The sequence below is a fragment of the Providencia sp. PROV175 genome, assembly GCF_032707045.1.
Classification (GTDB): Bacteria; Pseudomonadota; Gammaproteobacteria; order Enterobacterales; family Enterobacteriaceae; genus Providencia; species Providencia hangzhouensis.
The window spans coordinates 2,073,430-2,092,585 of record NZ_CP120533.1 but is presented as its reverse complement, the minus strand read 5'-3'; the positions used below and the strand labels follow the sequence as shown (position 1 = coordinate 2,092,585).

Here is a 19,156-nt window from a genome sequence, read left to right as displayed (position 1 = left end):
TTACGTATAATAATCACCAATAATTAATACAGAAAAATCATAACTTAGCATTATTTATAATTTTAATGATTTACATGGTTGTGCGACGCTCTGCGCAAGCACAATGATTAGGATTAACAATATGAACCAATCTTTATCCCCCTTTTCAAACGCTCGTTTTATTGCTATCCGCTTAGTGCCTGGAGAAGATGCGCTTTTAGCATTAAAACGAAAAATTGAGCAACACAGCCTACAAGCTGCATTTATTGCCAGTAGCGTCGGCAGCTTAACTCATGTCGCACTGCGTTTTGCAGGACAAGAGAACACGTTTCACACAACAGGCAAATTCGAAATTGTTTCATTAATTGGCACGTTAGATGCTAACGGCGAACACCTGCATTTGTCTGTCTCTGATGAAGAAGGGAAAGTTCTCGGTGGCCATATGATGCCGGGTTGTACTGTTAGAACAACATTAGAGCTGATTATTGGGGAACTTGAAAAAGTTAATTTCACTCGTGAACCTTGCCTTTTGTCTGGTTATGAAGAGCTTATCATCACTTCTCGCTAATTTTATTATTCCATTACTGTAAGGAATGACTTTGTCATGAGTAAATCGTCGATTATTTCTAGTCGTACACTGACTTTAATTGTTTTTTCTATTGCTATTAATATGGTTATTGGCCAATTAAGCTCAATGTTAAAACTGCCGATATTCCTAGATTCTATAGGAACATTAATTTGTGCATTATTAGCAGGCCCTTGGGTTGCGCTATTGAGTGGATTATTAACAAATCTATTATGGGGTTTACTCAGCGGCCCAATTGCAGCGGCTTTCGCCCCTGTCGCGATGATGATTGGCCTGAGTGCTGGGTTATTAGCTCGCGCAGGTGGTTTTCGCACCTTACCAAGAGTGATTTTATCCGGTGTTGTCATTACTTTTGCGTTGATGATCGTTGCTGTTCCCATTCGCACTTACTTGTTTGCAGGAACAACCGGTAGCGGCGCTGACTTTTTTGTCGCGTATTTTCATGCTGTTGGCGATAACTTATTAGAATCGGTGGCAATTACAGTATTAGGCGCCAATATTGCAGATAAAGTCGCATCAGCCATTATTGCTTGGTTATTGGTTCGACAATTACCAGAACGTGTCCAACGTAATTATCCAAATATGGCTAAGGTCCGTTAAATGCATCCATTTACCTCGCTGACAATTTGGTTTTGGCTCAGTGTAAGCTCGCTTTTCTTGCCATTGAGCTGGCCATTAATTCTGCTAGGTTGCAGCACATTTGGTGTTTTATTATTTTGGCGGCCCGCACGCCACCGATGGAAAATAGTTGCGTGGATTATGCTTCCCATGGCGGCAGGGCTTTGGTTAATTCATGGTGGCTGGCTAGCTCAGCTATTAACCGGAGCCACATTAAAAAATAGCCGCCCTGAATTTGCACTAGCATTGTGGTTTAAGTTATTAACGATTATTAGCGCTTCTCAGCTTTGGTTGCAATATGTACCGACTGAACGCTTTATTCGTGCGTTATTTGCTAGCCGTTTACCTGCTAGTTTTGCATACCTACTCGCAGGCCCGTTATTACTTGCAGAACAATTTCGTCAGCAATTAAACACCATCCGTGAGGCACAATTGGCAAGAGGCGTCCCTCTTGACGGGCGCTTTTGGCAACGTGTTATATCGTTACCTGCCCTATTATTTCCATTTGCCAGTAATACCTTAAGTGAACTAAGTATTCGTGGAGCCGCATTAGATATGCGTGGTTTTCGTTATTGTGCCAAACGCACCACATTAAACCCGCCTAGAGATAGCTCTCTCCAAGCAGTACTTAGATATGGGTTAGTTCTGTTAATTTTCATTGAAGGTGGTCTATCTCTGTGGTGGTAAATCTACAACAAATGCGCTTCATTCCACAAGGTGCGGAGCAGTCCCTATTAGGGCCGATTGATCTTCAGCTAAACGCAGGCCAATGGCTATGCATATTTGGCGGTAACGGCAGCGGAAAAAGCACATTAGCGCAAATACTCGCCGGTTGGCACAATAACCTCATTCAGGGGAAAATCGAAGGAACCGCAGAGATATTACGAGCGCCCTTAGCTGACAACTCCGTGGTTCAGGTGTCTATATCACGCCAACTAGTTCAGCAATCCCCCCAATTACAACTTTCAGGCTGCGCGTTTACCGTTGAACAGGAAATTGCGTTCGGGCCTGAGAACCTCGGTTTAACACCCGACGAAATTAGTGAGCGAGTTGAGCTTGCCATTGAACTGACGTTTTGTAGGGCACTGCGAACGCGCCATCCTGCAACCTTGTCAGGCGGTGAAGCGCAACGAGTGGTGTTAGCAAGCGCATTAGCGATGCAACCCAAACTCCTGTTACTTGATGAAGCCTTTAGTCGGCTCACACCGAGTGCAACACAACGCATCTTAACGCAATTACAACGCTATACAGAACAAACAGGCTGTAGCATTATTTTTTTTGAGCGCAACTTATTACCAACCACCAGTTTCTGTGACTCATTCCTTTTGCTGAGTACGGGTAAAACCTTTTTAGAGGCTGGGAAAATGGTCGCAACAGGTGGTTTAAATGATGTTTTTCTTGATGCCATTGAAACAATCAATATGCCAGATGCTTGGCGCGCGGTAGGTGAACTGCTCAAATTAGGGTATTGGCAAGGAAATATTCCCCACGATGAAGCACAATTGCTACAGATGTTTAAGGAGCGATATGTTACAGCTTGAAAACCTGAGTTATCGTTGGCCAAGTTCAACTATTGATAACATACAATCTTTATCTCTATCTATTCACCCTGGTGAATGGGTCGCTGTAGTTGGGGATAATGGTGCAGGTAAATCAACGCTATTGCGCCTTTTAGCGGGGTTATTGCGCCCAACACAAGGTGATATTCGGCTTGATAGCCTGCCGCTTAATCTTCTTTCCTCCCCACAAAAAGCTAACCATATTGGGATCTTATTCCAAGAAGCTGAGAAACAAATTTTTCATAGTTGTGTACGTGATGAAATTGCTTTTGGTTTAAAACGCCAAAAACATCATAAACGTGATATTCAAGCGCGAGTACAGCAAGCACTTGAAATTTGTCACTTATCCGATGTGGCGGATAAACACCCTTTAGATTTACATGCAGGCCAACGCAGGATGGTTGCTGTTGCCTGCTTAGAGGCTGTTTCACCTAAACTATTGCTACTTGATGAACCAAGCCGTGACTTTGATGCCTTTTGGATGCGAAAATTCGAAGACTGGCTGACACTACAACGCGAAAAAGGGGTAACTGTCGTTTCGATTAGCCACGATCTTGATTTTGTCGCCCGCCATTTTCAACGTGTAATACATCTATCAAATGGTAATCTAATCGCTGATGGTCAACCACTGGAAGTATTAGGTCATCCAGAGTTACAAGTTGAAAGCCCACTTCCCGCACCGACATTGATATCACTTAGTCAGCAACTACAAATAAATACTACTGATACCACTCTTTCATCATGGATCACACATTTTATTAACCAACAGTCGCGCCCGATTAATAACTAAAAAATAAAAAAATAGCCTGCAATGCAGGCTAAAATCTCATTCAAATTATAGGAAATTAATTAATCTAACTGCACGCCAATACGGCGGGCGACCTCTTCGTAAGCTTCAATTAGACCACCAAGGCTCTGACGAAAACGGTCTTTATCCATTTTATTCAGTGTTTCTTTGTCCCATAAACGGCTACCGTCTGGGGAAAACTCATCACCTAAGACAACCTGGCCTTTATACAAGCCGAACTCCAGTTTAAAATCGACTAAAATTAACCCTGCATCTGCAAAAATTTTACTGAGCACTTCATTGGCTTTGTAGCTTAGCTCACGCATTTTAGCCAAATTTTCTTTACTCACCCAACCAAAAGTCTCACAGTACGATTCATTCACCATCGGGTCGTGCTTGGCATCGTCCTTTAAGAATAAGTCAAATAAAGGCGGGTTTAACACCATGCCTTCTTCAACACCTAAGCGTTTTACCAGTGAACCCGCTGCACGGTTGCGGATCACACACTCAACCGGCACCATATCTAACTTTTTCACTAGAGCTTCTGTGTCAGACAATAATGCTTCCATTTGCGTTGGAATACCGGCTGCTTCTAATTTGCTCATAATGAAATGGTTAAACTTGTTATTTACCATACCTTTACGGTCAAACTGCTCGATACGCTCACCATCGAGTGCTGATGTATCATTACGGAACTCCAGAACCAGTAGATCAGGATCCTCTGTGGTATAGACTGTTTTTGCCTTACCACGATACAACTCAGCTTTCTTTTGCATCTTACACACTCCAGGGATGTGATTAAACTAAACAAAAATCAACCTGCACAGCAGATTCAGATAAGTAACAGAAGAACAAAAACCATTCAAATGGCCTATTCATTGTTAATTTTCTGCTCTGTTTCAGTCAGTTACTGAAATTCACTATGTAAAACGCTAACTAGCTGATATTCAATATTTTATAATTGACTGCTAATCATGATAATAAAATTCCGGAGCGGACGCAAACGATTACTTAACCATAAATACTGATTTTTTGTCCATTTGTTTTAAGTGAAAACATGAAAGATAAAATTAGCCTTCCAGAGAAGGAAAATTGAAACTGATGGAATGCTAATTAATAATTAACTAAGCATATAGGTTACGATAAGCATTAAATAAACAAAATACAGAGCTGATAACCACCAGCCTATGCGTATGAAGCTTAATATCTTTACCCCAATACAAACCCATCCAATTTAAATAAAAAAACCGCAGCTTGTATTTAAGCTACGGTTTAATTAGTCATCTAAAAATGTTGAATTATTGCTTTTTAGCTGGTGCTTTACTAAACGCCGCTTTCAGTGCAGCAACCATTTCATCATTTTGTTTTTGTGTTAAAGGAACACCTTTGGTGGTGATAAATTGCAGTGTACTACGGTTATTTAAATCACCGACCTGCACTTTATAATCCGCTTCTGGCACAGTTGGGTCATCAATGCCCAACGCCTGCCATTCTGAACTGCTTAAACCTTTATAAGTCACCATCACAGAACCACTTGAACGTGTACGGTCACCCACTTTCATGCCAACACTTTCTAAGGTGTGTGGTAAGCGTTCCCATACTGCATCAAATGGCGCACGAACAACAACTAAAGGTAAGCCAGTATCATCACTACCTGTTTGAACATCAATGATACCATAAGCATTTTGGATGCTATTTTTGTTTGAAGTATCACGCAACGTATATAAGTTATCGGTTAATTCATTCAATAACAGTTTGTTATAACGTTGAGTTTCGACAACATCGGTAATGGTCTCACCACCTTGACGTAAGCCTAAGCTGGTTACCGTTAACGCCATCATACCATTTTCTGGTTGCACTGTTACTTTATGGCGACTCTCAATCGGTACGTTTTCATCTGCACGATCCCATTTGACCCAATCGGTTTCAATTGAGCGAGAACCATCATCTTTAGATGAAACTGGAATACCTCTTTGCTCTAAGATCATCGTAACTTGTGACCAAAGTGCACTATTTTCAGGTGTATTTTCTAGCAACAAACGACTTGCTTGAGCGCTATCCTCTGTACGAGAACCCGCTAATTGCGAAATTGTCAGTACTGGCGGACGAATGTCTAACGCTTTCCCTATTGCCCCTGTTGATGTGGCTTTAGGGATATCATACTCACCATTTTGTTCTGGTAATGTCAGCCCTTGTGGCACATTCAACACTTTCAATGGCGCAGCATTGAGATATTCCTCATCACCACTGACCTGACGTTTATAGCGCTGATCGCTGGAGCAGGCTGCCAGTAACACGACAAGTGACAGGCCAGCAACCTTCATAACCTTCGATTTTTGCAATAATGTTGCCATTAAAATTCCCTAAATTTTACAGTAACCCAGCGAGCTTCAAGGCTTCCTCAACTTTTTGCTGGCCCGAGGTGGTTAACGGTGTCATTGGCAACCGTAATGTACCATCTGCAATCAGGCCTAAGCGATGACAGCCCCATTTCGCTGGAATTGGATTTGGTTCAACAAATAACTGAAGATGAAGCCCCATCAGTTTTTTATTTAATTCACGCGCCTCAGTATATTTGCCTGCAAGCGCTAAGTCACACATTTTTACCATCTGTGGTGCCGCAACGTTGGATGTGACTGAAATAACGCCTTGACCACCCAGTTGCATGAAATCAAGTGCTGTTGCGTCATCACCTGTTAACAGTACAAAATTATCATCAACCAGTTCTTTGATTTGATGAACCCTAGCTAAGTTCCCTGTTGCTTCTTTAATTGCAACAATATTCGCCAGTTTTGCTAAACGCCCAACGGTTTCAGGCAACATATCACAGCCAGTGCGTGATGGTACATTATAAAGAATCTGTGGCAAGCTCGTGTTTTCTGAAATTGCTTTAAAGTGTTGATATAACCCTTCCTGAGAAGGTCTATTATAATAAGGTGTTACCGTCAGGCAAGCAACTACACCACTGTTTTCAAACTCATTTGTCAGCGAAATAGCTTCAGCTGTCGCATTTGCGCCTGCTCCTGCAATAATAGGAATACGGCCATCCGCTAATTCAAGTGTCGCTTTCACGACATCCACATGTTCTTTGTGCGTTAAGGTTGCTGATTCGCCAGTTGTACCAACAGAAACAATCGCAGTTGTTCCGCTTTCAACATGATAATCCACCAATTTTTTTAAGCTGGCTTTATCTAAACGCCCCGCCGAATCCATTGGTGTGATAACTGCAACAATGCTTCCCGTTAAAAAATCTTTATAGTTTGCGTTTCCATTAGCCATAGCGATACCCCCTCAATAATTGAACTACCATGTTACTTTTTCATTTCAAAGAAGAAAACCACCCAACAGCAAGAATTTAATGAATTTTGTTAATGCCGAGCACATTAACTTAAATAGAAGTAATAATTCACTGATATTTCTCGCAAGAGTCTATTTCCCCTCTTGGCAGATTGTCTTTTTTATGGTTTCCTTACCTTCATAGTCAGTCAGTTTTTAGTGCTAGAATTTTACTGCTATATTCTAATCAAATGTTTAACTGACATAATTAAAATACTAAGGAATAGACTTTGCCTAAGACTGAACAGCAATTTCTTGTCATTACTGCGCTGGGAACAGATCGTCCGGGCATTGTGAATACTATTACACGGCTAGTCAGCGAGTGTGATTGTAATATTGAAGATAGTCGCTTAGCGATGTTTGGCAAGGAATTTACCTTCATTATGATGCTTTCAGGCAGTTGGAATGCTATCACCCTTTTAGAGGCGACATTGCCACCTAAGGGTGCCGAGCTTGATTTGCTCATCGTAATGAAAAGAACCCAGAGTGTTCAAACAACCTATTACCCATCGACAGTAACAGTGAATGTTGTTGTTGACGATGCACCCCGTATTGTCGAGCAATTCACAAATTTATTCACAACCTCGCAGTGTAATATCGCAGAGCTTGTTTCTAAAACACAACCAGCCAATAATGATATGCCCGCTCAACTGGAGATTCAGATTACTGCACACGACCCGTTGGACGATAATGGCATAATCATAAAAAATAAATTTCAACAACTGTGTACAATGCTAAATGCTAAAGGCAACATAAGTATTGTTAACAACCCCAACATGCAAAGTTAACGGAGATATATGTAATGAACCCATTGAAAGCCGGTGATAAGGCGCCTCAATTTAGCCTTCCTGACCAAGATGGTGAGCTCATCAATCTTTCTGATTATCAGGGTCAGCGCGTATTAGTTTACTTTTATCCTAAAGCGATGACCCCTGGTTGTACTGTTCAAGCGTGTGGTCTACGTGATGAAATGGATACACTTAAAGCGAAAGGTGTCGAAGTATTAGGTATTAGCACAGACAAACCAGAGAAACTGTCTCGTTTCGCTGAAAAAGAGATGTTGAACTTCACTTTATTATCAGATGAAGACCACCAAGTATGTGAGCAATTTGGGGTTTGGGGTGAAAAACAATTCATGGGGAAAACCTATGATGGGATTCATCGTATTAGCTTCCTCGTTGACCCTACTGGGAAAATAGAACACGTCTTTGACAATTTTAAAACCAGTAACCACCACGAAATCGTGCTTGATTACATTAATACACACGCTTAATCGCCACATCTTAGTGCTGTATGCCCCCATACAGCACTATTCCTAACCTAGTTTTGTGATTCCGTTGGCTCTTCCGGCCATACGTGAATGACCGCTTTAATCAGTGTTGCTAATGGGATTGCAAAAAATACGCCCCAAAAGCCCCATAACCCACCAAATATCACAACAGATAAAATAATCACTAGTGGATGCAAATTTACCGCTTCAGAAAACAATAAAGGCACAACAACGTTGCTATCCAAACCTTGGATCACTAAGTAAACTAACATTAGGTACCAAAATTCACTGCCGATACCGAACTGAAAGAGCGCAACAATAACCACTGGGATCGTGGCCGCTACCGCACCAATATAAGGGATTAATACCGCTACTCCGACAAGAACCGATAACAATACGGAATAGCGCAAGTCAAAATAAGCAAAACATAAATAGGTCGCCACCCCAACAATTACCATTTCTGTTACTTTCCCTCGTAAGTAGTTGGTGATTTGTTCATTCATTTCGACCCAAACTTTGCCCACTAACAAACGATTTTTGGGTAATAACTTAAGAAAGCTTTTGCTGATACGTTCTTTATCTTTTAAAAGAAAAAATGTCATCAAAGGCACTAGAACTAAGTAAACCGCCAAAGTAAAAATACCAATTAATGATGCAACTGACGCTTTAACCACTGAGTCCGCAATACCCGACATGCGGCTACGAAGGTTATCTGCCATCATATCAATAATGCCAACATCCACTAATGCGGGGTATTGCTCTGGTAATTTCTGTGCGAATTCATTGAAACGGTTAACCATATTTGGTAGATCGGCCATCAAATTAATCCCTTGCTGCCATGCCGTCGGCGCAATAATTAAAATAACCATGGCACTTATTCCAGCGAATAAGGTCAAAATAATACCGACAGCAACTGAACGAGATAACCCTATACGCTGTAATAAATTGGTTGGCCATTCAAGTAAATAAGCTAAAGCAATTGCCGCCAGCAATGGAGCCAGTATACTGCTGAAAAAGAAGATGATCACAAACCCCGATACGAGTAATGTAAAGAGGGCTATGGCTTGTGGATCAGCAAAACGCCGACGATACCACTGTAAAAACAATTCCAGCATTTATTGCTCCTGGGGGAATTAGTGCAAAGGACAGTTCCTAAAGTAACGAAAATTATACCGAAGAACAGATTTTACGATAGCTTTTGCTATCATGTGTTTTAAACTTTTCGCGTTTTTAGGTGCCTTACTTAAACATACCCGAAATAAAGTCGGTACTTACCCTAAATTTAAATGTTGTATGGGATACTCACGTTTCATGAAGAAAACTTTAAAATATCCATTATTGGCTTTCATGATCGCTGCGCTAATGAACGGTGCAGTTTTACCTGCTTATAGCGCAATTGAAGATACCTTACCCGATATAGGAACGACGGCGGGAGGCACTCTTAGCATCAACCAAGAAATTATTATGGGAGACGCAATCACACGCCAAATACGAGCCAGTACCCCTCTTATTTATGACCCACTGTTAACTCAGTATGTTAACAAACTTGGCATGCGCTTAGTAAAAAATGCCGACTCAGTTAAAACACCGTTTAAGTTCTATTTAGTCAATAACCCCAATATTAACGCATATGCCTATTTTGGGGGGAATGTCGTGCTGCATTCCGCATTATTTCGGTACAGCCAAAATGAAAGCCAGCTCGCATCAGTCATGGCTCACGAAATATCTCACGTCACGCAAAGACACCTTGCGCGAATGATGGAAGACCAGAAAAGCACCACTCCTCTCGCGATTGCAGGGACCATTGGTTCTTTACTGTTAGTGATGGCGAATCCTCAAGCCGGTTTTGCCGCTTTAACAGGAACAATGGCTGGGGTTCAACAAGGTATGATCAGCTTTACCCAAGCCAATGAACAAGAAGCTGACCGTATTGGCTTGCAGACATTAAGGCGCTCTGGCTTTGACCCACACGCCATGGCTGATTTTATGCAAACGATGTCAGACCAAACTCGTTATATGTCGAAGCCCCCTGAAATCCTATTAACGCACCCCTTACCGGATAGCCGTTTAGCGGATGCAAGAAACCGCTCTAATCAATATCCTAAAGTGAGCGTGCCATCATCACTGGATTTTATGTTAGCTCGCGTTCGTATTTTGGCCATGTATAGCACCGAGCAAAAACATGCCTTAGACCAAATTATTGAAAATTACGGGAAAGGTTCTGCACAAGAGCAAATTGCGGCACAATATGGTAAAGCGTTACTTCTTTCTCAGGACAAAAAATATGCAGAAGCAGGAAAAATCCTGACAGAGCTATTAGCGAAACAACCTGATAACCCTTGGTTTATTGATAGTATGACGGATGTCGATATCGAACAAAATCAAGTTGCTAGAGCAGTTTCGCGTTTACAAAACGCATTGAAAAAAACACCGAAAAATACTGTTTTCATTGTTAACCTTGCCAACGCATTAATTAATAATCATCAATATAAAGAAGCTACAACCTTGTTGAATAAATATACGTTTGATTACCCTGATGACCCGATTGGCTGGGATTTACTGGCTGAAGCGTCTGCAAAGCAAGGTAAACGTACAGAAGAACTCGCCGCTTACGCAGAAGGAATGGCATTACGGGGTAATTATGACACTGCGATTAATTATCTCAGCGATGCTAGCCGTCAAAGCCGTTTAGGCAGCTATGAACAACAGCGTTATGACGCTCGCATTGATGCGCTTAGAAAACTACAATTACGTGACAAAAATGCAAAACCGTAAGGAGTTAAAATAATGACGGATTCGATTAAGATTTACCACAACCCACGTTGTTCTAAAAGTCGTGAAACCCTAGCCCTTTTAACTGATAAGGGTATCACTCCCACGGTGGTCGAATATTTAAAAACACCCCCAACGGTAGCTGAGATCAAAAAACTCCTTAAAATGTTAGGCTTTAAAGATGCTCGTCAATTAATGCGCACCAAAGAAGAGCTGTATAAGGAATTGAATTTAAACGATGACAGCTTAACTCAGGACCAACTCATTAAAGCGATGCATGAGAACCCTAAGTTGATTGAACGCCCTATCGTTGTTAATGGTGATAAAGCACGCTTAGGCCGTCCGCCTGAGCAAGTCTGTGAAATCTTATAGTCACTATTTTGGCAGCTATGCGGCTGCCAACTCATTTAGTCTACTAAAGTTTTAGAATATCTTTTACGAAAGGGATCGTTAATTTGCGCTGAGCAACGATGGATGCGTGGTCAAGTTTGTTTAAGATATCAAACAAGGTTCCCATTTTTCTATCTAAACGTTTTAATACGAAACGGCACACATCTTCCGGTAATTCGAAACCACGAATACGAGCACGTAATTGCAGTGCCCAAATTTTATCTTCGTCACTCAGTGGATGCAGTTTATAAATTTGTCCCCAATCAAGGCGAGACGCTAAATCAGGTAATTTCAGTTCGATTTGCCGAGGTGGCCTATCCCCAGTGATTAATAAACAAGTTCGGCCAATTTCCAAAATACGGTTATATAAATTGAAAATCGCCATTTCCCACTCTTCATCACCCGCGATGCACTGAATATTATCAATACAAACGAGTGATAAATGTTCCATACCGTCTAGTACTTCAGGGACAAAATATGCACGTTTATCTAAAGGGACATAGCCTACTGCAATGCCTTGTTCAGACAGTTCAGCACAAGCCGCATGTAATAAATGGCTTTTTCCACCACCTTCTCGCGACCAATAATAGATATAACTACCGTGTGGTTGATTAATAGCAGACTGAATAGCAGACAGCAACGCCCCATTTTCCCCTGCATAAAAGCTTGCAAAGGTTTCATCATCTGGCAGATATAGTGGTAATGAAAGCTGTGATGGTGTGTTCAGAAGCGCCTCTGGCTGTACAAATCAATTTTCATCTAGCAGTTTACCATAAAAAACACGGATAGATGAATAAGAACGGTGAGCAAATGCCGCTCGATCAACCGAACGGCAATAGGGAAAATCACATAGCTTATTTTTTATTGCTATCAAGCTCTTGCACTTCAGATGTTACAAATTGCTTTTCAGGCCTAACAAACGTTATAAAACGGAACAATAATGCCATAAATATCCCGACAATCGTCGCCAGTGCCATACCTTTAAGTTCCGCTTGACCGATATGGATAACCGCACCACTAACACCAATAATTAAAATCACTGAGGTTAAAATCAAATTTTGTGGCTTGTTATAATCAACTTTTGAATCAATCAACACACGAATACCTGATGCACCAATTACCCCGTATAATAAGAGTGAAACCCCGCCCATGACAGGAACCGGCACTAATTGGATAGCAGCAGCTAATTTACCAACACAAGATAATAAAATAGCAATAATTGCAGCTCCGCCAATCACCCATGTGCTGTATACCTTGGTAATTGCCATTACCCCAATATTTTCACCATAAGTCGTATTCGGTGTCGAGCCAAAGAAACCTGAAATCACTGTCGAGAACCCATTCGCAAACAGTGAGCGATGCAAACCTGGCGATTTCATTAAGTCACGCTCAACAATATTCGCCGTGACCACTAAGTGCCCTACGTGCTCAGCGATAACGACTAAGGCCGCAGGTAAAATGGTTAAAATAGCAAACCATTCGAAGCGTGGTGTATAAAATGTTGGGATAGCAAACCATGGCGCTTCAATAACCGGGGTAAAGTCCACAATTCCCATAAAATAGGACAATGCATAACCCGCTAAAAAGCCAATCAAAATTGGAATTATAGATAAAAACCCACGGAAAACGACCGCGCAGAGAATAGTGACTGATAATGTGGTCAGGGAAATAATTAACGTGTTCGAATCAACCACTGCGCCATCTTTAGGTAATAGCCCTGCCATACCTGCAGCGGTTTGAGCAAGCTCTAAACCAATTACAGCTACGATTGCCCCCATTGCCGCTGGGGGGAACATGACGTTGATCCACCCTCTTCCTGCAACTTTAACAATCAGCGCAACTATACAGAACAACACGCCACAAATGATAAAGCCGCCAAGTGCCAATTCATAACCTAATGGTAATAAAATCAACACAGGGGAAATGAATGCAAAACTTGAACCTAAATAAGCTGGAATTTGCCCTTTACAAATAAATAAGTACAGCAGCGTTCCTATTCCATTAAACAGCAAAATTGTTGCGGGGTTTACACCAAACAGAATCGGTACGATAACGGTTGCGCCAAACATAGCAAACAGGTGTTGAAGGCTCAGTGGGATAGTTTGTAATAATGGTGGTCTTTCTTCAACACTGATGGTGCGACGAGTCATGTGACTTTATCCTCTTTTAGCGAAATGGCTAATCACTGAATAAGCAGTGAGTCTCTACAATTAATCAAAAAAAAGCCGACTTCTCAGTCGGCTTATCATTATTTAGTACCAAATATCTTGTCGCCCGCGTCACCGAGACCCGGAACGATATACCCCTCTTCATTTAAATACTCATCAATTGAAGCGGTATATAATTCAACATCTGGATGCGCAGCTTCTAACGCTTTTAAGCCTTCTGGCGCTGCAACAAGGACTAAGATTTTAATCGAGGTACAACCCGCATTTTTTAATAAATCAATGGTAGCAATCATTGAGCCACCCGTCGCTAACATTGGGTCAACCACTAATGCCATACGTTCTTCAATGTTAGATGCGAGTTTTTGGAAATAAGGGACAGGCTGCAGTGTTTCTTCATCACGATAAACACCCACCACACTGATACGTGCACTTGGAATACTATCTAATACACCATTCATCATACCAATACCAGCACGGAGAATTGGTACTACAGTGATTTTCTTACCTTTAATTTGTTCTATTTCTACAGGACCACACCAACCATCGATAGTCACTTTTTCAGTTTCAAGGTCAGCAGTTGCTTCATAAGTCAGTAGGCTACCAACCTCTGAGGCCAGTTCACGAAAGCGTTTTGTGCTTATATCATGATCTCGCATCAGGCCGAGTTTATGTTTAACGAGAGGGTGTTTTACCTCAACGATCTTCATGGGTTTCTCCTACTATTTAAGACGGCGGCGGACAAAAAAATCGCCGGATTATACCTCTTTTAGCTTTGGTTGCCACTAGATAACGCTTGATTTTGGTCAAAACAACAACGATTAACACAATTTTTTTTAGAATTATACCTTATCTCAGTTAAGTTGAAATTGGCTAAACCGCAAATTTGATTTAAATAAAATCATTTATTATTTTGCTGTACGGCTTCTATAACGTTCTCCTATTCTTTGATTGTGGTACCCAAAAATTTCCAACACAAAGCTATCGCAAACGTTTGCCTAGCCTGTTAGAATAATGTCAATGATGTTATTTTTCTCAAAAATGTAATTGCCTTGGGGGCCGTAGTGACTGATAAAACCTCTCTCAGCTATAAAGATGCCGGTGTTGATATTGATGCGGGTAACGCCTTGGTTGAACGTATTAAAGGTGTCGTAAAAGAAACCCGCCGCCCAGAAGTTATGGGGGGGCTTGGGGGATTCGGTGCATTATGTTCCCTACCGCAAAAATACCGTGAACCTGTTTTAGTTTCAGGCACTGACGGTGTCGGTACCAAATTACGCTTAGCAATGGATTTAAAACGTCATGACTCCATTGGGATTGACCTCGTCGCTATGTGTGTCAATGACCTGATTGTTCAAGGCGCAGAGCCTCTATTCTTCCTTGATTATTATGCAACAGGTAAACTGGATGTCGATACTGCTGCTAGCGTGATTACAGGTATCGCAGAAGGCTGTAAACAATCTGGTTGCGCATTAGTTGGCGGTGAAACTGCTGAAATGCCTGGCATGTACCATGGTGAAGACTACGATGTGGCGGGTTTCTGTGTGGGTGTTGTTGAGCGCTCAGAAATCATCGATGGCAGCAAAGTGAGTGCTGGGGATGCCTTAATTGCTTTAGCTTCTAGCGGCCCTCATTCAAATGGCTATTCGCTGGTTCGCAAAATCCTTGAAGTCAGTCAAACCAACCCAGAAGAAACGCAATTAGATGGGAAACCTTTAGCTGACCATTTATTAGAGCCAACACGCATTTACGTTAAAAATGTATTAGAGCTGATCGCAAATAGCGATATCCACGCCATTGCACACATAACCGGTGGGGGTTTCTGGGAAAATATTCCTCGCGTACTACCTGACAACACACAAGCGATTATTGACGGCAGCAGTTGGCAATGGCCCGCAGTCTTTAATTGGCTACAGCAAGCTGGTGATGTTAGTACCCATGAAATGTACCGTACCTTCAATTGTGGTGTGGGGATTATTATTGCTCTGCCACAGCAAGAAGTCGAAAATGCACTTGCTCTGCTGAACAAGCTTGGTGAAAACGCATGGCAAATCGGTACAATTAGTGCATTACCTGCGGGTGAAGAGCAGGTTGTGATCCGCTAATGAAAAAAATAGTTGTCCTCATTTCTGGCAGTGGCAGTAATTTGCAATCATTAATTGATAGCTGTCGCTCTGGGGCAATTGGCGCTCAAATTGTTGCTGTTATCAGCAACCAAGCCAATGCTTATGGGCTTGTTCGAGCACAACAGGCTGGGATCCCAGCCTGTTATTTAGATGCGAAACAATATACTGACCGCCAAGCATATGATGCTGCACTACTCGCGCAGGTTGACCAATTCCAGCCTGATTTAGTCGTATTAGCGGGTTTTATGCGTATCTTATCAGCCCAATTCGTCAACCACTTTGCTGGAAAATTACTCAATATCCACCCTTCTTTGCTACCTAAATACCCCGGTTTACATACACACCGTAAGGCGCTGGAAAATGGGGATAAAGAACATGGCACATCGGTGCATTTCGTTACAGAAGAGCTGGATGGCGGGCCGGTTATTTTACAAGCCAAAGTGCCTATCTTTGAACAAGATAGCGAAGAAGATATTATCGATCGGGTTAAAGCTCAAGAACATGCGATTTACCCATTAGTTGTTGAATGGTTCATCAGTGGCCGATTAACAATGCAAAAAGGTAACGCTGTGTTAGATAACCAAATTTTACCGCAACAAGGTTATGCTAACGAGTAACCTTCGTGACAGCGAAAAATATAAACTTAAGGGTGGATATCCACCCTTTTTTCGTCGTATTTCGCATGAAAATAACATAGAACGGTATTGAGTTAAACAGCGTCCTCCTAAGTAAAATGAATTATTTTTCAACAAGGTGATCATCTCTCTGTGCTGTGTCATTATTTTATCGTAAATAAATGTTATCCTTGTAATCGAAGAACAACACATTTTTCCTAACTAAATAGAGGTATTTTTATGACAACCGGGCAAGTTCATCCGTTTAGGTTGCGCCCACTTGAACGTGAAGATTTAGCATTCATTCACCAGCTTGATAATAATGCCAGTGTTATGCGTTATTGGTTTGAAGAACCTTACGAAGCTTTTGTTGAATTAAGCGATCTTTACGATAAACATATTCATGACCAGTCTGAACGCCGCTTTATCGTTGAAAATGACAGTGAGAAAGTTGGCTTAGTCGAATTGGTAGAAATTGATTATGTTCACCGACGCTCTGAGTTTCAAATTATCATTGCACCGAGCCATCAAGGCCATGGCTATGCGAGTCGCGCTGCGAAATTAGCAATGGACTACGCGTTTTCCGTACTAAACTTATATAAACTTTATCTTATTGTTGATAAAGAAAATGTTAAAGCTATCCATATTTATAATAAACTAGGCTTCCATACTGAAGGCGAACTGATCGACGAATTCTTTGTCAATGGTCGCTATCACACCGCTATCCGTATGTGTATTTTTCAGCAACAATATTTTACGATGAAGCAACAATCTGCTAATCCAGAAAGTGTTATTACCCAAGATAAAGCAATTAAACAACACATTTAGCTAACTGACTGGTATCATAGCCATAAAGTAACAAGAGTCTAATACGGAGTTAGAATGTCCCAAGAACGTCTCTATCATGAAAAAGAGTTAAGCTGGCTGTCTTTTAACGAGCGTGTTTTACAAGAAGCAGCCGACAAGCGTAACCCTCTTATTGAGCGAATGCGTTTTTTGGGTATTTATTCCAATAATTTAGACGAGTTTTATAAAGTCCGCTTCGCCGACGTTAAACGCCGTATTTTAATTAATGAAGAACGGGGTTCGGCAAGCGGTGCTCGCCACTTGTTAAAGAGAATTCAGTCAAGAGTTGCCAAACAAGAACAAGAGTTCGACATTCTCTATAATGACTTATTATTGGAAATGGCGCGCAATCAAATATTCTTGATTAACGAACGTCAAATTTCGCCTCGCCAACAGATTTGGTTACGTCAATATTTCCGGCAGAACCTGCGCCAGCATATTACGCCAATATTAATTAATCCTGACACCAATCTGGTTGAGTTTCTAAAAGATGACTACACGTACCTTGCCGTTGAAATCATCAATGGCAATCACATTCAGTATGCGCTATTGGAAATTCCCTCTGATAAAGTACCTCGGTTTGTTAACTTACCGCCGGAAATGCCAAAGCGTCGCAAGTCAATGATCCTAATTGATAATATCCTTCGCTATACGCTCGATGAAATTTTCAAAGGTTTTTTTGATTACGATAAGCTCAATGCCTATTCGATGAAAATGACGCGTGATGCAGAGTACGACATCGCAACAGAGATGGAATCGAGCTTGCTCGAAATAATGTCATCTACATTAAAACAACGTTTAACCGCAGAACCCGTCCGTTTTGTCTATCAGCGTGATATGCCTGACGAAATGGTTGCTCTTTTACGTGAAAAACTGGGGCTATCCAGCGATGACTCCGTGATTGCCGGTGGCCGCTACCACAATTTTAAAGACTTTATTAATTTCCCTAATGAAGGAAATAAAAACCTATTAAACAAGCCATTACCAAGGCTGCGTCACCGCTGGTTTGATAATTTCCGTAACGGTTTCGATGCCATTCGCGAACGCGATGTGCTGTTATATTATCCCTACTATACCTTTGAACATACTTTAGAATTATTGCGCCAAGCGTCTTTTGACCCGAATGTATTGTCGATAAAAATTAATATTTACCGTGTTGCGAAAGACTCACGCATTATCGATTCCGTCATTCATGCTGCCCATAATGGAAAAAAAGTCACGGTGGTCGTTGAGTTACAAGCTCGATTCGATGAAGCCGCCAATATTCATTGGGCAAAACGGTTAACCGAAGCTGGCGTGCATGTTATTTTCTCCGCGCCAGGGCTTAAAATCCATGCGAAATTGTTTATTATCTCGCGTATGGAAGAAGGCCAAATCGTTCGCTACGCTCATATTGGTACGGGTAATTTTAATGAAAAAACCGCTCGGCTTTATACCGATTACTCGCTACTCACAGCAAATGAGCTGATCACCAACGAAGTTCGTCGGGTATTTAGTTTTATAGAAAACCCCTATCGCCCAGTGACTTTCGATAATTTAATGGTGTCCCCACAAAATACACGGATTCGTTTAATGGCCTTAATTGACCAAGAAATCGAAAATGCACTCGCTGAACGCCCCAGTGGCATCACATTAAAAATTAATAATCTAGTCGACAAAGAATTGACCGACAAACTGTATGATGCCTCCAATGCAGGTGTCAAAATTCGTTTATTAGTCAGAGGAATGTGCTCTTTAGTGGCGGGTCAAGTCGGCTATAGTGAAAATATTCAAGTAACCAGCATTGTTGACCGTTTTCTTGAGCATGACCGTGTCTATGTTTTCACCAATGCGGGTGACGAAAAAGTCTTTATTTCCTCCGCTGACTGGATGACGCGCAATATTGACTACCGCATTGAAGTTGCCGTTAGTTTAGTCGACCCGCATTTAAAACAACGGGTATTGGATATTTTAGAGCTGCAATTTAGCGATACCGTAAAAGCACGTTATGTTGACAAAGATTTAAGTAATCATTATGTTCCCCGCGGAAATAAACGAAAAATCCAAGCCCAGCTTGCTGTGTATGATTATTTAAAATCAATCGAAACACCTGATACAAGAGCTTAAAA

19 protein-coding genes and 1 pseudogene are annotated in these 19,156 nt (G+C 41.5%); 13 read left to right on the top strand and 7 right to left on the bottom strand.

The window, feature by feature from the left end:
• Positions 1 to 121 precede the first annotated feature (121 nt).
• The 5 genes and pseudogenes from P3L44_RS09185 to P3L44_RS09165 all read left to right on the top strand — a co-directional run.
• The gene (locus P3L44_RS09185) at positions 122 to 547 is read left to right on the top strand and encodes a PPC domain-containing DNA-binding protein (protein WP_112307956.1); all 426 of its coding nucleotides are present in this window, start codon (positions 122 to 124) and stop codon (positions 545 to 547) included.
• A 36-nt stretch (positions 548 to 583) separates the two neighbouring features.
• On the top strand, positions 584 to 1,165 hold the full coding sequence (locus P3L44_RS09180) for an ECF transporter S component (RefSeq protein WP_140172246.1): 582 nt from the start codon (positions 584 to 586) through the stop codon (positions 1,163 to 1,165).
• Entirely contained in the window at positions 1,166 to 1,870 is a 705-nt protein-coding gene (locus P3L44_RS09175) for an energy-coupling factor transporter transmembrane component T (protein WP_272661910.1), read from the top strand.
• Complete coding sequence (locus tag P3L44_RS09170; protein ID WP_272661909.1) at positions 1,861 to 2,724, top strand: energy-coupling factor ABC transporter ATP-binding protein; 864 nt, start codon at positions 1,861 to 1,863, stop codon at positions 2,722 to 2,724. Before P3L44_RS09175 ends, P3L44_RS09170 begins: the two co-directional genes overlap by 10 nt.
• Before the next feature lie 52 nt (positions 2,725 to 2,776).
• Positions 2,777 to 3,532, top strand: a pseudogene (locus P3L44_RS09165) (energy-coupling factor ABC transporter ATP-binding protein); the annotation flags it as partial.
• Between the two features lie 59 nt (positions 3,533 to 3,591).
• Here the strand turns inward: P3L44_RS09165 and purC are convergent.
• The 3 genes from purC to dapA all read right to left on the bottom strand — a co-directional run bounded on the left by purC (position 3,592) and on the right by dapA (position 6,808).
• On the bottom strand, positions 3,592 to 4,305 hold the full coding sequence (gene purC / locus P3L44_RS09160; protein ID WP_004911363.1) for a phosphoribosylaminoimidazolesuccinocarboxamide synthase: 714 nt from the start codon (positions 4,303 to 4,305) through the stop codon (positions 3,592 to 3,594).
• Positions 4,306 to 4,827: 522 nt separating this feature from the next.
• Positions 4,828 to 5,883, bottom strand: coding sequence for an outer membrane protein assembly factor BamC (gene bamC, locus P3L44_RS09155; protein ID WP_004253551.1), 1,056 nt, complete (start codon positions 5,881 to 5,883; stop codon positions 4,828 to 4,830).
• A gap of 16 nt (positions 5,884 to 5,899) precedes the next feature.
• A complete protein-coding gene (dapA, locus tag P3L44_RS09150) occupies positions 5,900 to 6,808 on the bottom strand; it encodes a 4-hydroxy-tetrahydrodipicolinate synthase (RefSeq protein WP_004253550.1) in 909 nt (302 codons plus the stop codon).
• A gap of 287 nt (positions 6,809 to 7,095) precedes the next feature.
• Between dapA and P3L44_RS09145 the strand changes: the two genes are divergently transcribed.
• Complete coding sequence (locus tag P3L44_RS09145; protein ID WP_004253549.1) at positions 7,096 to 7,653, top strand: glycine cleavage system transcriptional repressor; 558 nt, start codon at positions 7,096 to 7,098, stop codon at positions 7,651 to 7,653.
• Positions 7,654 to 7,667: 14 nt separating this feature from the next.
• Entirely contained in the window at positions 7,668 to 8,138 is a 471-nt protein-coding gene (gene bcp / locus P3L44_RS09140; RefSeq protein ID WP_004253548.1) for a thioredoxin-dependent thiol peroxidase, read from the top strand.
• 47 nt (positions 8,139 to 8,185) lie between these two features.
• On the opposite strand, the gene P3L44_RS09135 is transcribed toward bcp, so the two are convergent.
• Positions 8,186 to 9,250 (bottom strand): AI-2E family transporter, encoded by a 1,065-nt coding sequence (locus tag P3L44_RS09135; RefSeq protein ID WP_004253547.1) that lies wholly within the window; start codon positions 9,248 to 9,250, stop codon positions 8,186 to 8,188.
• A gap of 196 nt (positions 9,251 to 9,446) precedes the next feature.
• Between P3L44_RS09135 and P3L44_RS09130 the strand changes: the two genes are divergently transcribed.
• On the top strand, positions 9,447 to 10,910 hold the full coding sequence (locus tag P3L44_RS09130) for a tetratricopeptide repeat protein (RefSeq protein WP_036958108.1): 1,464 nt from the start codon (positions 9,447 to 9,449) through the stop codon (positions 10,908 to 10,910).
• A gap of 12 nt (positions 10,911 to 10,922) precedes the next feature.
• Complete coding sequence (arsC, locus tag P3L44_RS09125) at positions 10,923 to 11,279, top strand: arsenate reductase (glutaredoxin) (protein WP_094960485.1); 357 nt, start codon at positions 10,923 to 10,925, stop codon at positions 11,277 to 11,279.
• 43 nt (positions 11,280 to 11,322) lie between these two features.
• Here the strand turns inward: arsC and hda are convergent, their stop codons facing one another.
• The 3 genes from hda to upp form a co-directional block, all read right to left on the bottom strand.
• Positions 11,323 to 12,024 (bottom strand): DnaA inactivator Hda, encoded by a 702-nt coding sequence (gene hda / locus P3L44_RS09120; RefSeq protein WP_036957653.1) that lies wholly within the window; start codon positions 12,022 to 12,024, stop codon positions 11,323 to 11,325.
• Between the two features lie 127 nt (positions 12,025 to 12,151).
• Positions 12,152 to 13,447 carry a uracil permease gene (gene uraA / locus P3L44_RS09115; protein WP_272661907.1) on the bottom strand — a complete coding sequence of 432 codons (1,296 nt, stop codon included), beginning with the start codon at positions 13,445 to 13,447 and terminating at the stop codon, positions 12,152 to 12,154.
• Between the two features lie 98 nt (positions 13,448 to 13,545).
• Complete coding sequence (upp, locus tag P3L44_RS09110) at positions 13,546 to 14,172, bottom strand: uracil phosphoribosyltransferase (RefSeq protein WP_004253541.1); 627 nt, start codon at positions 14,170 to 14,172, stop codon at positions 13,546 to 13,548.
• A gap of 354 nt (positions 14,173 to 14,526) precedes the next feature.
• Between upp and purM the strand changes: the two genes are divergently transcribed.
• The 4 genes from purM (at position 14,527) to ppk1 (ending at position 19,154) form a co-directional block, all read left to right on the top strand.
• Positions 14,527 to 15,567: a phosphoribosylformylglycinamidine cyclo-ligase gene (purM, locus tag P3L44_RS09105; RefSeq protein WP_272661906.1), complete on the top strand. Its 1,041-nt coding sequence runs from the start codon at positions 14,527 to 14,529 to the stop codon at positions 15,565 to 15,567.
• Positions 15,567 to 16,205: a phosphoribosylglycinamide formyltransferase gene (purN, locus tag P3L44_RS09100; protein WP_004253539.1), complete on the top strand. Its 639-nt coding sequence runs from the start codon at positions 15,567 to 15,569 to the stop codon at positions 16,203 to 16,205. The genes purM and purN overlap by 1 nt, the downstream gene beginning before the upstream one ends.
• 237 nt (positions 16,206 to 16,442) lie before the next feature.
• Positions 16,443 to 17,030, top strand: a complete 588-nt coding sequence (gene speG / locus P3L44_RS09095) for a spermidine N1-acetyltransferase (RefSeq protein ID WP_004911388.1) — start codon at positions 16,443 to 16,445, stop codon at positions 17,028 to 17,030.
• Positions 17,031 to 17,084: 54 nt separating this feature from the next.
• Positions 17,085 to 19,154 (top strand): polyphosphate kinase 1, encoded by a 2,070-nt coding sequence (ppk1, locus tag P3L44_RS09090; protein ID WP_004253537.1) that lies wholly within the window; start codon positions 17,085 to 17,087, stop codon positions 19,152 to 19,154.
• Positions 19,155 to 19,156: the final 2 nt, after the last annotated feature.